Consider the following 13,435-nt stretch of genomic DNA (forward strand, 5'->3'; position numbering starts at 1 on the left):
GACCGGGTCGTCAAGTCCCGCCCTTCACGCTATGCCGTTCGCTTCCTCAATAGGGACCTTAACTGAACGGCATTACACCCGAAGGTGCGTTTTTTTCTGGGCCGGTGCCGGTCAGACCGAGAACGACGAGCCGCAACCGCAGGTGGTCGAGGCATTCGGGTTCTTGATCACGAACTGCGCGCCGTTGATGTCTTCCTTGTAGTCGATCTCGGCGCCGACCAGGTACTGGTAGCTCATCGAGTCGATCAGCAGGGTGACGCCGTTCTTGACCATGGTGGTGTCGTCTTCGTTGACTTCCTCATCGAAGGTGAAGCCATACTGGAAGCCGGAGCAGCCGCCGCCCTGCACGAACACGCGCAGTTTCAGTTCGGCATTGCCCTCTTCCTCGATCAACTGCTTGACCTTGTCGGCGGCGCTGTCGGTAAAGACGAACGGTGCCGGCACGTCCTCGGTAACGGGTGCCTCTGCGACTGCGTTCATGGGGGGTTCTCCTGTTTAGTTGGGTAGGGACAGGTCATTGCTGACCCATCCCCCCCTAAGAACCGTACGTGCGAGTTTCCCCGCATACGGCTCAAGCCTTTCAAAGTACGGTTTATTGTACCGGTTTCACTACGGGTCTGCCGTGGTGGTGCACTTGCTTGTGGCAATCAGGGTGTAGCAGCACACGATTCCCTAGAGCGTCCGAGCCTCCGTATGTACGGTACTCGATGTGATGATCTTCCCATCCTGTCTCTTTGGTGATCTTGCACTCACACACCGCACACAAGCCCCGCTGGGAAATGTAGAGCTTAATCCACTGCTTCCGGTGCGACATGTTGTTTAACATCCGCTCCTGACGCAGCGTTTCGCCGTATCTTTCCTGCGCTGGGTCGAAGGGGTGATAGTCCCCTCGAACCTTCTTGTGCCTTTGGATAGGCGTACCCGCAAGGGAAAAAAGCCCCACCCATCGGCTATTGCCGCCGTCATCCACGATCGTGGTTCCAAACACCCAACTCCGATCCCCGACTGGCGCGTAGTACTTCTTCCGCACCCAATCGGTGGTCTTCTGTGGATGTCGCCGTTTCGCCCACCGCCATAGAGCCTTGGATACTGCGTACTCCAAGCGGTTGAACGTGGCCTTCGCAACCACCGGGCTGTGATACTGCGCCCAGCCCCTTAGCATCGGGTTCAGCAAGTTGATGATGTTCACTTGCTTCGCCGTCTTGTTGGCACTGATGACCCCTTTCACCTTGCGATAGAACGTTTGCACATTCTTCTTGCTCGGCTTAATGAGCAGCGTTCCCGAATACTTCCGGAAATTCCACCCGAGGAAGTCAAAGCCGTCAGCGATATTGACGATCCGCGTTTTCTCCGTCGATAGCGTCAGCCCCCGTACTGCCAGGAACTGTTCCACCCACGGCTTCACTTCGCTTTCTAGGATCTCCGGCGTACTGCCAGTGATCACGAAGTCGTCCGCATAGCGCACCACATTCACTTTTAGCTTCTTCGTGTTGACCACGCCCAGTTTAGTCTCGAGAGACTTAACCAGTTGTCGTTCCAACCCGTTCAGCGCAACGTTTGCCAGAGTGGGGGAAATGATGCCCCCCTGCGGTGTTCCGGCTTCGGTCGCCTGAAGCTGGCCTTGAAATACCACGCCAGCTTTCAACCACTTCCGAAGGATTGCTTTGTCCATAGGGACATTGCTTTCCAGCCAGTCGTGACTGATATGGTCAAAGCAGCCTTTGATGTCCGCTTCCAAGATCCATTGGGCCGAAGCCTTTCTGGACAGGTTTAGGAATAGCTGAGACATGGCGTCCGCGGTAGAGCGGTTGATCCGAAACCCATAGGAGTTCGGATCGCTCGTCCCTTCGGACACCGGCTCCAGGGCCAGCAAATACAGCGCTTGCATGGCTCTGTCTAACATGGTCGGAATGCCCAAAGGGCGCTCCTTCCCGTTGGCCTTGGGGATAAAAACCCTCCGTAGTGGCAAAGGTCTATATCCCCGGCGCTTCAACCGCCCGATGGCTTCCCATCGGGTTTCAGGCGAGTCCCATTTTTCGCGATCGACGCCTGCCGTTCGCTTACCTTGGTTCTCCGTCACTCGCTTCACTGCCGATGCCTTGGCAGAAAACGAGCGGGTCAGAGACCGTTGCAAAGCTTTCACCCTGCGCCAATCCCCTTCCTGTGTCGCCTTCGCAATTCGAATCTGCATCTCTCGGACGTTCCGCTCCACGCGGCGCCAATCAATGGCACCCCAGGTTTGCGGCCCGCCGGAGAGCGCAGATTCATCCTTGCGGATCAATGCTTCCATGCTGCTCTCCTATCTTGAGGATCTTCCCCAACATCAAGAGACAGCACGCCCCTTGAGGGACGTGTTGCCCCTCAAGGGAAGAAAATTTAAACAAGCGAGATTAGTCAGCCGTCCTGCGACGATTGACCAGTTGGAAGTCTGCCCGCTTTCGCGTGGGATGATGTTTCAATCCCTATCCGAGCCATTACAGCCCGGCATTCGCTTTCTCCAACCTCCCATACCCGCACAGCCAACAGCGTTCCTTGCGGTTCGCCTGCCTGAGCCAAACTGCGCTCCGGCAGCCATACGGGCTTACCACGTTCCCTGCGCATTACACGACCGGGTTAGGGCCTGCCTTTCCGCCGGCGGTTGTATGGCGACGTGTTCCGGCGTACCAGCGGAACAACCAACCGCACACCTTTTGGTTGATGCCTATCAGCAGCTTTGGCATCTCAATACTGACGACGTTTACCAGCAGTTCACATACGTTGCCCATGCCAGCCAGCCTAGCTCCTCAACCCCAATTGCTGCTCGGAGTCTCTGCCGTCCAGTCTCACGACTAGGCGACACCCTTGCGGGGGAAACATTGTCAGGAGAGCTTCACACCCCACCGTTACCAGTGACGCATGTCCCCTTAGGCTACTGCTAGTCGCATAGCAGGTTCTCTATCGAAACACCCTCACGGGCACATTCGACCGAACCATAACGCGCAGAGCTTGCGCTCCGGGACCTCACTTCCTACTTCATGTGCTCCCATATTGGCGAGCGCTTGACGGTGGGTGAACTCTTTCGAGCGCAGACCTCCGTCCCAAGGCGTACAGCGCCGACCCGACTGGGTCGGTTTGAATGCCGTGTAACGACTTCGCAACCAAACTAACGTTGCGCAACCGCCCGCACCCTCCGTAGAGGAGGCGTTTACAAAGAAACTCGCCCAAAGGCGAGCGTCCCCGCCCTTGGGCAATGGCTGGAAATTCATCCAGCAGAAAGCAAACCGCGGGTAGCCAATACTCCGGCTCCCGCAGCACATCGGACTCCCCCTGGCTGTTCGGCTGGGTTCGTCTAAGCAAGAAATTGGTTGGGATTAGACGGTCTGGCAGAAGCCTTTCCGTGTCCCAACAAGGTCGATGCTCCTTACGTTGGAGCTGCCCGGACACGATAGTGCGTGTCGCACGATACGCCTGTATTCTAAGCGCTACTGAGAGATCGTGCCGAAACCCTGTGTTTTCAAGGGGTTCCCGGCATGGCGGGTGCCGCTCAGGCGGCCTTTTCAGTGGGTTGGGTGTCGGCAGCGGGCGTTGCGCGGTCCGTGACAGCAGCCTCGTCCGCCGCTTCCGTCACTTCGACCGCCGGCGCCGCCTCGACCAGGTTCGGCAGCGCCTTGATCTCGCCTTGCACCAGCGGCATCAGGCGGCCTTCGACCAGCGCGCCCTGGTGCATTTCCAGCGCCGCATAGCGCACGTCGCCCAGCACGCGGGCATGCGGCTGCAGTTCGAGCAGGTCGGTGGCCTGCACCGGGCCCTTGACGGTGCCGTTGAGCACCAGGTGGCCGACGCTGATCTCGCCCTCGACCATGCCTTTTTCGCTGACCACCAGCATGCTCGGCTTGCCCGGCGCCGCGGTGACGTTGCCGCGCACGCGGCCGTCCAGGCGCAGGCCGCCCGCAAATACCAGGTCGCCGTCGACGGCGGTGTCTTCGCCGATCAGAGTATCGATCGAAAGGCCCTTCTTTTTCGAAAACAGCATCACTCTCACTCCTCTCTCGTTCGTGCCGAACCCTCCGGCCGTGGCGCATTCGCGCCGGCAAGCAGCACTTGCCGATGGCGACAGGGCGTGATTGTAGCCGCGCGCAGCCCATACCCCACAAAAGTATGGCTGCCCAATCGCTTTTTCGGCAGGCCAGAGTATTTCCGTACCCTGCAGGCGAAAAAAAACCGCACGGCCAGCGTGCGGTTTCTTTGGTCTCGCAAGATCCGGCAGTACCGGACCTGCGAAAACGCATCAGCGCTTCGAGAACTGCTTGCGACGACGCGCCTTGTGGAAGCCGACCTTCTTACGCTCGACTTCACGTGCATCGCGCGTGACGTAGCCAGCCTTCGACAGGGCCGACTTCAGGGTCGCATCGTAGTCGATCAGGGCGCGGGTGATGCCGTGGCGCACTGCGCCGGCCTGGCCGGTTTCGCCACCGCCGGTCACGTTGACCTTGATGTCGAACGTTTCAGCGTGAGCGGTCAGTTCCAGGGGCTGGCGCACGATCATCAGCGAGGTTTCGCGAGCGAAATACTCTTTGATGGGCTTGCCGTTGACGATGATATCGCCCTTGCCCGACTTGATGAAGACACGAGCCACAGCGCTCTTGCGGCGGCCAGTACCGTAATTCCAGTTACCGATCATGGATTGGCCTCCTTAGATTTCCAGCGCCTTGGGCTGCTGCGCTTCATGCGGATGCTCGGCTTCGGCGTAAACCTTCAGCTTCTTGATCATCGCGTAGCCCAGCGGACCCTTCGGCAGCATGCCCTTGACAGCCTTTTCCAGGGCACGGCCCGGGAAACGCTGCTGCATCTTGCCGAACGTCGTTTCGTAGATACCGCCCGGGTAGCCCGAATGGCGATAGTACTTCTTGTCCGTTTCCTTGGTACCCGTGACACGCAGCTTGGCTGCATTGACGATGATGATGTAATCACCCGTGTCGACGTGCGGAGTGAATTCCGGCTTGTGCTTGCCGCGCAGACGGCGTGCCACTTCGCTGGCGACACGGCCGAGGACTTTGTCCGTCGCGTCAATCACGTACCAGTCGCGCTTTACCTCATGAGGCTTGGCGGAAAAGGTCTTCATGATTTTTCCTGACTATTAGTTCGTACCCGAAATCCGACTCGCGAAGGCTTGTACTCGCCCCTGCAAGTCTTGTGGCTGGCCCGTGAAGGCTGGCCCGGTCCTGCTCTTTCTTCCGCGGGTATGACGGAAAGCCTTCCATTATACTGGCGGCTGCTGGAACCGCACAAGCAAAGACTGATCTTTTCGTCAAGGTCGCTGCCATGGAGGGGCCAAGACAGAGCAGCTTCGCGCACTTTGCCTTGCGCGGCGCACCACGACACAGGGGCGAAAAAAAACCCAAGCTGTTGAGCTTGGGTTTGAATCCACCAAAGGAGGAGGGTGGAGGAGACACTGGGAGATCGACGGAGGGACTGGCGGGCGGTGCGGCGGGCTTGCCCTGGGGCTTCGCTTTCGCACTCTGGCGCGCTGTCGGTGCCGTCGTTCAATGATTCAAATTATACATGGGGTTTTCCCCAGTGCAAGGGAAATTTGCACTGCGAAATGCCATTTCGTATTGCGGAAAGAAAGACGTGACGCGCAAGACAGGTAATTTCAGTTATAAATCAATGACTTATGCAACATCCTGCTATGTCATTGAACTGTCATACTAGAGGAAACCCTCGGATTTCATATGGGTATTGGTGTCAGCAGCCCAAGCTTGACGATGCCATATACTGAGAATTGCAAGATTCGAGATCATGCGTTTGTGATCGGTAACACACAATATAAACGACAGGAACGAACAAAATGGAATGCAAAGTGACATGGATGGGCGCGGACGGCATGAGCTTCGTGGCCCAGACCGGCAGCGGCCATATCGTGGCGATGGACGGCGCGCCTGAGGGCGGCGGCCACAACCTGGCACCGCGGCCGATGGAGATGGTGCTGCTCGGCACGGGCGGCTGCACCGCCTATGACGTGGTACTGATCCTCAAGCGCGGCCGCCAGGACGTTTCCGGCTGCAGCGTCCAGCTGCAGGCCGAGCGCGCCGGCGAGGACCCCAAGGTCTTCACCCGCATCAACTTCCATTTTGTGGTGACCGGCAAGAACCTCAACCCCGCCACGGTCGAGCGTGCCATCAAGCTGTCGCACGAAAAGTACTGCTCGGCGTCGATCATGCTGGCCAAGACGGCCGAGATCACGCACACGCTGGAAATCGTCGAAGCCTGAAGGGAAGATGCAGACCCGGTACGCCGTGGTGGCGCCGGGTCATGCCATAAGAAGAAGCAAAGCAGGCCGATAAGCCGGATTCTGTGCACCCCGCCCGCCTTGCGGCAAACGGTGCGTGACAACCATTCCTCTAGGCCGGCTGTTACCAGCCGGCTCCAGCTCCCTACCCGCAGACTCAGCGGGCCGCTTCATCGCCTGCCTATTTGGGATTGCTCCAGGTGGAGGTTACCGCGTTTCACCCTTCCCGCCGGGCGAACCCGGCGGCAAGACTCGTCTCTGTGGCCCTATTCCGCACGTTGCCGTGGATGGCTGTTAGCCAACACCCTGCCCTGTGGAGTCCGGACTTTCCTCCCCCTGCACCTTGCGGTGCAGGCAGCGGTTGCCTGGCCTGCTTTGCGGCCCGCAGTCTAACACCGATTGGCGGCGGCTTCAGCCGGCGCGCCGTCCTGGGCGGAACACCGCGGTATCGGCGTAGAAGCCAGGTTCGGCGTTATCGTCGCACCAGCCCGGGATGCCGAGCACCGGCAGCGGCGCAAAACTGCGCCCGCCACGCAGCGCGCCAGCCTTGGCCGCAGTGGCAAGAGATTGCGCCAGCATGGCGTCCAGCGATGGGCCTGCCGCCTGCTGCGGCGCCAGCGGCAGCACCCATGCATGGGCAGTGACCGACTTGTACGGCTGCACCAGTTTTTCGAGCAGCGCATGGCCGAACGGCACCACCGTGCAGGCCCTGCCCCACGCCGGCCTTGATTCGACCAACAGGCGCTGCCACGCAAACCCCTTGAGCGCGTCCACCAGGTCCTGATCGGCGCTGACAAACAGCACCGCATTCTCGTCGAACAGGGTCGCCGCATCGCGCACGCCGCCGCGCGTGGTCTGCACGCCTTCGCGCGCGATGACCTCGGCCTGGATCTGGTTGAGCACGCGCTTGGCCTGCGGGAAATGCAGCCAGGTCAGCGCGTTGAAGAAATCGTGGAGATTGTCGCGGGTTGGGATCTCGCCCGTGGCATGGATATGCGCCTCATAGGCGCTGCCTTCGGGCAAGGCATGCTGGGTGATAAAGCGCAGCGGCAGGCCGCGCGCATTGCGCAGGCCAAGCTGGCCGGCGCGCGCGTCGAGCAGCGCGCGCAGATCGGCGCCACCCTGCACGGCCGCAGCCAGCGCAGCGCCCTGCGCCGCAAACGGCTGGAACCACGGCCGGGACCAGTCGATCCCGGCCAGCGCGGCGACGAAAGGCTCGTCGGCCGCGGGCACCTGCATGGGCAAGGCCTCGGCAGGGTTTAGCGGGCCTTCCAGCGCAGCGTCTCGCCGCCGCGCAGCGGCACCAGCGTGGTGTCGCCATAGGGCAGCTCGGCCGGCAGTTCCCAGTCCTCTCGCTCCAGCGTCAGCGTGCCGGTGTTGCGCGGCAGGCCGTAGAAGGCCGGACCGTTGAAGCTGGCAAAGGCTTCCAGCTTGTCCAGCGCGCCGGCTGCGTCGAAGGCCTCGGCATACAGCTCCATCGCATGCAGCGCGGTATAGCACCCGGCGCAGCCGCAGGCGTGCTCCTTCAGCCCGCGCGCGTGCGGCGCGCTGTCGGTGCCCAGGAAGAAGCGCGGGCTGCCCGAGACCGCGGCAGCCACCAGGGCCTCGCGATGGGTCTCGCGCTTGAGCACCGGCAGGCAGTAGTAGTGCGGGCGGATGCCCCCGGTGAAGATGGCGTTGCGGTTGTAGAGCAGGTGGTGCGCGGTGATGGTGGCGCCGACCGGGCCGCTGGCGTCGCGCACGTACTCGGCCGCGTCCTTGGTAGTGATGTGCTCGAACACCACCTTCAGCTCGGGCATGTCGCGGCGCAGCGGCGTCATCACGCGGTCGATAAAGACGGCTTCGCGATCGAAGATGTCGATGCTGGGGTCGGTCACCTCGCCGTGCACCAGCAGCGGCAGGCCCGCGCGCTGCATCGCTTCCAGCGCCGGGTAGCAGCGGCGGATATCGGTCACGCCGGCGTCGCTGTTGGTGGTGGCGCCGGCCGGGTACAGCTTGACGCCGTGCACGAAGCCGCTGGCCTTGGCCGCGGCGATTTCTTCGGCCGTGGTGTTGTCGGTCAGGTACAGCGTCATCAGCGGCTCGAACTGCAGGCCGGCCGGCAGCGCCGCCAGGATGCGGGCACGGTAGGCCTGCGCCTGCGCCACCGTGGTAACGGGCGGCTTCAGGTTGGGCATGATGATGGCGCGTGCGAACTGGCGCGCGGTGTCGGGCAGCACGGCGGCCAGGGCCGCGCCGTCGCGCAGGTGCAGGTGCCAGTCGTCCGGGCGGGTGATGGTGAGCTTCTGGGTCATGGCTAGCTTGGGCCTGCCGCGGCGGCGGCGGGCGTTCGTCGAAATCAGAGAATCAGGATGGCGCGGTAGTCGTTCACATTGGTGCGAGTCGGGCCGGTGACCACCAGGTCGCCGATGGCATCGAACAGGCCCCAGGCGTCGTGCGCGTCCAGCTGGCGCAGTCCCGGCAGGCCGGCGGCCGCGGCGCGCGCCAGCGTGGTCGGATCGGCCAGCGCACCGGCATTGTCCTCCGAACCGTCGATGCCGTCGGTGTCGGCCGCGATCGCATGCACGCCGGGCATGCCGTCAAGCTCGACCGCCAGCGACAGCAGGAATTCGGAGCAACGCCCGCCCCGTGCCTTCGCGGCGCCACCGCCGGCAGGCAAAGTGACCGTGCACTCACCTCCCGAAATCAGCGCCACGGGCGCGGCGAACGGCGCATTGTACGCGCGAATCTCGCGCACCAGCGCAGCGTAGACGCGGGCCACTTCGCGCGCTTCGCCGGTCACGGTATCGCCCAGCACCACCGGCGTGATGCCGCGTTCGCGGAACAGCGCCGCGGCCGCCTGCAGGCTGCCATGGGCGGTGGCGATCATGCGGTTGTCGACCTGGGCGAACAGTGCGTCGCCCGGCTTGGGCGTCTCCGGCACCTCGCCGCGGGCGCCGCGTTCCAGGTGGTCCCGCACGCTGGCCGGCACCTGCGCGCCCCAGCGGCGCAGGATCTCCAGCGCATCGGCAAAGGTGCTCGGGTCGGCCACGGTCGGGCCCGAGGCGATCGCGCTGGGATGGTCGCCGGCCACGTCCGAGACGATCAGCGTGGTCACCGGCGCACGGCTTGCCTGCGCCAGCCGCCCGCCCTGGATGCGCGAGACATGCTTGCGCACGATATTCATCTCGGTGATCGGCGCGCCACAGCGCAGCAGTTCCCGGGTGGTGGCCTTCAGGTCAGCCATCGGGATGCCTTCGGCCGGCAGCGACAGCAGGCTGGAGCCGCCGCCCGACACCAGCACCAGCAACCGGTCCTGCGGCGTCAGCGACTGCACACTGGCCAGGATATCGGCGGCGGCCTGCTCGCCGGCCTCGTCGGGCACCGGGTGACCGGCTTCGATTACGCGGATATGGTCGGTCGGCAGCCCGTGGGCGTAGCGCGTGACCACCAGCCCTTCCAGCGTGGCTTTGCCCGCATAGGCACGCTCGACCGCCGCGGCCATCGACGCCGCGGCCTTGCCCGCGCCCACCACCAGCGTGCGGCCGCCCGCGTGCGGGGGCGGCAGGTGCTGCGCCACGATCTGCAGCGGATCGGCGGCCGCCACGGCGGCGTGGAAGCTGTCCAGCAGGAGTACGCGCGGCTCGCCCGCGCCCGCCGCGCTCACAGCGCCTCCGCGATAGCCTGGCCCAGGTCGGCCGTGCCGGCCTTGCCGCCGATGTCGCGCGTCAGCGGCGCGTGTTCGGGGCCCGCGGCCAGCACCTTCTCGATCGCACCTAGCACGGCGGCGCCGGCGGCTTCATGGCCCAGGTGCTCGAGCATCATGGCGCCGCACCAGATCTGGCCGATCGGGTTGGCCACGCCGCGCCCGGCAATGTCCGGGGCCGAGCCGTGCACCGGTTCGAACAGGCTGGGGAAGGTGCGGTCCGGGTTGATATTGCCCGATGGCGCGATGCCGATGGTGCCGGTGCAGGCCGGGCCCAGGTCGGACAGGATGTCGCCGAACAGGTTGCTGGCCACCACCACGTCGAACCAGTCCGGATGCTGGACGAAATGCGCGGTCAGGATGTCGATGTGGTACTTGTCGACCTGGATGCCGGGGTAGCTGGCCGCCATCGCCTCGACGCGCTCGTCCCAGTACGGCATGGTGATCGAGATGCCATTGGACTTGGTCGCCGATGTCAGGTGCTTCTTGGGCCGCTTCTGCGCCAGCTCGAAGGCAAACTTCAGGATGCGGTCGACGCCGGTGCGGCTCATCACGGTTTCCTGCACCACGATCTCGCGCTCGGTGCCCGGAAACATGCGCCCGCCGATGCTGGAGTATTCACCCTCGGTGTTCTCGCGCACCACATAAAAGTCGATATCGCCAGGCTGGCGGCCGGCCAGCGGGCTCCTGATGCCGGGCATCAGCCGCACCGGGCGCAGGTTCACGTACTGGTCGAACGAGCGCCGGAACTGCAGCAGCGAACCCCACAGCGAGACGTGGTCAGGCACGGCATCAGGCCAGCCCACCGCCCCGAAGTAAATGGCGTCGTACTTGACCAGCGTGTCGAACCAGTCGTCCGGCAGCATCTTGCCGTGGCGGGCGTAGTAGTCGCAGCTGGAAAAGTCGAAGTGGTCCCACTGGAAGTCGATGCCGAAGCGCCGCGCCGCGGCGTCCATCACGCGGATGCCCTCGGGCATGACTTCCGTGCCGATTCCGTCTCCGGGAATCACGGCGATCTTGTATTGGCGCATGGTTATTGGGGAGATTCGTGCAGGATGGCCGGTCGCCGCGCGCGGTCCGGCCGACGCTGCTTGGCAGCGGCCCGGGTGCGCGGGATAATGTCTGCATTCTATTGCAAAGCGGCAGCCCGCTGCCGACCGGTGCCCCGATATGTGCCAGCTGCTAGGCATGAACTGCGCCACGCCGACCGACGTGACGTTCTCCTTCACCGGCTTTGCCGCGCGCGGTGGCCTGACCGACCATCACGCCGACGGCTTCGGTGTCGCCTTCTTCGAGGACAAGGCCTGCCGCCTGTTTATCGACAACCAGTCCGCCGGCACCTCGCCGGTGGCAGACCTGATCAAGCGCTACCCGATCAAGTCCAAGAACGTCATCTCGCATATCCGCAAGGCCACGCAAGGCACCGTGCTGCTGGAGAACTGCCACCCCTTCATGCGCGAGCTGTGGGGCCGCCACTGGATCTTTGCCCATAACGGCGACCTGAAGGGCTTCACCCCGTTCCTGTCCGGCGTCTACCAGCCGGTGGGCGATACTGACAGCGAACTGGCCTTCTGTACATTGATGCAGGGCCTGCGCAAGCGCTTCCCGGGCTCGCAGCCGCCGCTGAACGAACTCTGCCATGCGCTGGCCGACATCACCCGCGAGATCACGCTGCATGGCGTGTTCAACTACCTGCTGTGCAACGGCCAGGCCCAGTTCGCGCACTGTTCCACGCACCTGTACTACATCGTGCGGCAATGGCCGTTCTCGACCGCGCACCTGATCGATGCCGACCTGTCGATCGACTTCGCCCAGGTCACCACGCCGGACGACCGCGTGGCGGTGATCGCCACCCAGCCGCTGACCGACAACGAGACCTGGACCCGCTTCGCCCCGGGCGAGCTGATCATGTTCGAGGACGGGCGCCCGACCATGACGCTGACGGTGCCGATCCCGCCGGAAGTGCAGGCGAAGAACGCGGCCAACACGGCCTGCACCTGAGCCATCGGGAACGAAAAAAAGGGACGCCGAGGCGTCCCTTCTTGCTTGGCCCTGCCAGTACGGTCAGTGATGCAGGATCTTCGACAGGAACTGGCGCGCTCGCTCGGAGCGGTGTTCGATATTGCCGAAGAAGTCCTCCTTCTCGCAGTCCTCGACGATCTTGCCCTGGTCCATGAAGATCACGCGGTTGGCCACCTTGCGCGCGAAGCCCATTTCGTGGGTCACGCACATCATGGTCATGCCTTCCTGGGCCAGCTGCACCATCACGTCCAGCACTTCGTTGACCATCTCCGGGTCCAGCGCCGAGGTCGGCTCGTCGAACAGCATGCAGATCGGGTCCATCGACAGCGCGCGCGCGATCGCCACGCGCTGCTGCTGGCCGCCCGACAGCTGGCCGGGGTATTTCTCAGCCTGGCTCTTCAGGCCCACGCGGTCCAGGTACTTCAGGCCCTTGGCCAGCGCCTCTTCCTTGGAGCGGCCGAGCACCTTCATCTGCGCGATGGTCAGGTTCTCGGTGATCGACAGGTGCGGGAACAGCTCGAAGTTCTGGAACACCATGCCCACGCGCGAGCGCAGCTTGGGCAGGTTGGTCTTGGGGTTGCCCACCGAGGTGCCGTCGACCAGGATATCGCCCTTCTGGAACGGCTCAAGCGCGTTGACGGTCTTGATCAGCGTGGACTTGCCCGACCCGGACGGGCCGCACACCACCACCACTTCACCCTTGGCGACCTTGGTGGTGCAGTCGGTCAGCACCTGGAAGGCGCCGTACCACTTGGAGACATTGTTGATTTCGATCATACAGCCACCTTTTTCTGGTAACGCTTGACCAGCAGCGAAGCGGAGAAGCAGATAAGGAAGTACACCACGCCGGCGAACAGCAGCATCTCGACGATGCGCCCGTCACGTTCGCCGATGCCGTAGGCCTGGCCGAAGAAGTCGGCCAGCGCGCTGACGTAGACCAGCGACGTATCCTGGAACAGGATGATCCCTTGCGTGAGCAGCAGCGGCACCATGTTGCGGAACGCCTGCGGCAGGATCACCAGCCGCATCGACTGGCCATAGGTCATGCCCATCGCCTGCGCCGCGAACATCTGCCCGCGCGACACGCTCTGGATGCCCGCGCGGATGATTTCCGAGTAGTACGCGGCCTCGAACAGCGCAAAGGCCACCAGCGCGGACGTCATGCGCAGGTCGGTCGCCGGCGACAGGTTGAACAGGTTCTGCAGCACCTGCGGGATGATCAGGAAGAACCACAGCAGCACCATCACCAGCGGGATGGAACGGAAGATGGTCACGTACCCCTGCGCAAACCAGTTCAGCAACTTGAACGACGACAGCCGCATCATCGCCAGGATGGTGCCCCAGACGATGCCCACCACCACCGCGGTGACGGTGATCTTGAGCGAGACCATCATGCCCTCGCCCAGGACATGAAGCGTGGCAGGGGTGATGGAAGTGAAATCGAAGGAATAAGCCATGGC

Annotated in this window: 13 protein-coding genes and 1 other RNA gene; 2 read left to right on the forward strand and 12 right to left on the reverse strand. The window is 63.2% G+C overall.

Annotated features, from left to right (window positions below; all coding sequences use genetic code 11):
• Positions 1 to 111 precede the first annotated feature (111 nt).
• From erpA to rplM, 5 genes are all read right to left on the reverse strand, one after another.
• Complete coding sequence (gene erpA / locus AC07UK_RS16615; RefSeq protein WP_010813904.1) at positions 112 to 480, reverse strand: iron-sulfur cluster insertion protein ErpA; 369 nt, start codon at positions 478 to 480, stop codon at positions 112 to 114.
• Between the two features lie 112 nt (positions 481 to 592).
• Positions 593 to 2,290, reverse strand: coding sequence for a group II intron reverse transcriptase/maturase (gene ltrA, locus AC07UK_RS16620; RefSeq protein ID WP_494686012.1), 1,698 nt, complete (start codon positions 2,288 to 2,290; stop codon positions 593 to 595).
• 1,233 nt (positions 2,291 to 3,523) lie between these two features.
• Positions 3,524 to 4,012: a bactofilin family protein gene (locus AC07UK_RS16625; RefSeq protein WP_436220829.1), complete on the reverse strand. Its 489-nt coding sequence runs from the start codon at positions 4,010 to 4,012 to the stop codon at positions 3,524 to 3,526.
• 255 nt (positions 4,013 to 4,267) lie between these two features.
• Entirely contained in the window at positions 4,268 to 4,660 is a 393-nt protein-coding gene (gene rpsI, locus AC07UK_RS16630) for a 30S ribosomal protein S9 (protein WP_010813906.1), read from the reverse strand.
• Between the two features lie 12 nt (positions 4,661 to 4,672).
• Positions 4,673 to 5,101, reverse strand: coding sequence for a 50S ribosomal protein L13 (gene rplM, locus AC07UK_RS16635; RefSeq protein WP_010813907.1), 429 nt, complete (start codon positions 5,099 to 5,101; stop codon positions 4,673 to 4,675).
• 726 nt (positions 5,102 to 5,827) lie between these two features.
• Between rplM and AC07UK_RS16640 the strand changes: the two genes are divergently transcribed.
• Positions 5,828 to 6,250, forward strand: a complete 423-nt coding sequence (locus tag AC07UK_RS16640) for an OsmC family protein (protein WP_013955568.1) — start codon at positions 5,828 to 5,830, stop codon at positions 6,248 to 6,250.
• A 54-nt stretch (positions 6,251 to 6,304) separates the two neighbouring features.
• Here the strand turns inward: AC07UK_RS16640 and rnpB are convergent.
• From rnpB to AC07UK_RS16665, 5 genes are all read right to left on the reverse strand, one after another.
• Positions 6,305 to 6,645: RNase P RNA component class A (rnpB, locus tag AC07UK_RS16645), an RNA gene on the reverse strand.
• A 34-nt stretch (positions 6,646 to 6,679) separates the two neighbouring features.
• Positions 6,680 to 7,507 carry a DUF3025 domain-containing protein gene (locus AC07UK_RS16650; protein ID WP_494686013.1) on the reverse strand — a complete coding sequence of 276 codons (828 nt, stop codon included), beginning with the start codon at positions 7,505 to 7,507 and terminating at the stop codon, positions 6,680 to 6,682.
• Positions 7,508 to 7,527: 20 nt separating this feature from the next.
• On the reverse strand, positions 7,528 to 8,562 hold the full coding sequence (gene pyrC, locus AC07UK_RS16655; protein WP_011614536.1) for a dihydroorotase: 1,035 nt from the start codon (positions 8,560 to 8,562) through the stop codon (positions 7,528 to 7,530).
• Between the two features lie 44 nt (positions 8,563 to 8,606).
• Positions 8,607 to 9,914 carry a glycerate kinase type-2 family protein gene (locus AC07UK_RS16660; RefSeq protein WP_494686014.1) on the reverse strand — a complete coding sequence of 436 codons (1,308 nt, stop codon included), beginning with the start codon at positions 9,912 to 9,914 and terminating at the stop codon, positions 8,607 to 8,609.
• Positions 9,911 to 10,984: a tartrate dehydrogenase gene (locus AC07UK_RS16665; protein WP_494686015.1), complete on the reverse strand. Its 1,074-nt coding sequence runs from the start codon at positions 10,982 to 10,984 to the stop codon at positions 9,911 to 9,913. The genes AC07UK_RS16660 and AC07UK_RS16665 overlap by 4 nt, the downstream gene beginning before the upstream one ends.
• 139 nt (positions 10,985 to 11,123) lie before the next feature.
• On the opposite strand from AC07UK_RS16665, the gene AC07UK_RS16670 reads away from it, so the two are divergent.
• Positions 11,124 to 11,954 carry a class II glutamine amidotransferase gene (locus tag AC07UK_RS16670; protein ID WP_018312769.1) on the forward strand — a complete coding sequence of 277 codons (831 nt, stop codon included), beginning with the start codon at positions 11,124 to 11,126 and terminating at the stop codon, positions 11,952 to 11,954.
• Between the two features lie 63 nt (positions 11,955 to 12,017).
• Here the strand turns inward: AC07UK_RS16670 and AC07UK_RS16675 are convergent, their stop codons facing one another.
• Positions 12,018 to 12,752: an amino acid ABC transporter ATP-binding protein gene (locus tag AC07UK_RS16675; RefSeq protein WP_436220826.1), complete on the reverse strand. Its 735-nt coding sequence runs from the start codon at positions 12,750 to 12,752 to the stop codon at positions 12,018 to 12,020.
• On the reverse strand, positions 12,749 to 13,432 hold the full coding sequence (gene gltK, locus AC07UK_RS16680) for a glutamate/aspartate ABC transporter permease GltK (RefSeq protein ID WP_436220825.1): 684 nt from the start codon (positions 13,430 to 13,432) through the stop codon (positions 12,749 to 12,751). Before gltK ends, AC07UK_RS16675 begins: the two co-directional genes overlap by 4 nt.
• Positions 13,433 to 13,435 lie beyond the last annotated feature (3 nt).

The sequence above is a fragment of the Cupriavidus sp. GW821-FHT07C08 genome (assembly GCF_059419025.1).

Bases quoted from the DNA above. Each gene is read 5' to 3' on its own strand.
- erpA (WP_010813904.1), bottom strand. From the start codon at position 480: ATGAACGCAGTCGCAGAGGCACCCGTTACCGAGGACGTGCCGGCACCG.
- ltrA (WP_494686012.1), bottom strand. From the start codon at position 2,290: ATGGAAGCATTGATCCGCAAGGATGAATCTGCGCTCTCCGGCGGGCCG.
- AC07UK_RS16625 (WP_436220829.1), bottom strand. From the start codon at position 4,012: ATGCTGTTTTCGAAAAAGAAGGGCCTTTCGATCGATACTCTGATCGGC.
- rpsI (WP_010813906.1), bottom strand. From the start codon at position 4,660: ATGATCGGTAACTGGAATTACGGTACTGGCCGCCGCAAGAGCGCTGTG.
- rplM (WP_010813907.1), bottom strand. From the start codon at position 5,101: ATGAAGACCTTTTCCGCCAAGCCTCATGAGGTAAAGCGCGACTGGTAC.
- AC07UK_RS16640 (WP_013955568.1), top strand. From the start codon at position 5,828: ATGGAATGCAAAGTGACATGGATGGGCGCGGACGGCATGAGCTTCGTG.
- AC07UK_RS16650 (WP_494686013.1), bottom strand. From the start codon at position 7,507: ATGCAGGTGCCCGCGGCCGACGAGCCTTTCGTCGCCGCGCTGGCCGGG.
- pyrC (WP_011614536.1), bottom strand. From the start codon at position 8,562: ATGACCCAGAAGCTCACCATCACCCGCCCGGACGACTGGCACCTGCAC.
- AC07UK_RS16665 (WP_494686015.1), bottom strand. From the start codon at position 10,984: ATGCGCCAATACAAGATCGCCGTGATTCCCGGAGACGGAATCGGCACG.
- AC07UK_RS16670 (WP_018312769.1), top strand. From the start codon at position 11,124: ATGTGCCAGCTGCTAGGCATGAACTGCGCCACGCCGACCGACGTGACG.
- AC07UK_RS16675 (WP_436220826.1), bottom strand. From the start codon at position 12,752: ATGATCGAAATCAACAATGTCTCCAAGTGGTACGGCGCCTTCCAGGTG.
- gltK (WP_436220825.1), bottom strand. From the start codon at position 13,432: ATGGCTTATTCCTTCGATTTCACTTCCATCACCCCTGCCACGCTTCAT.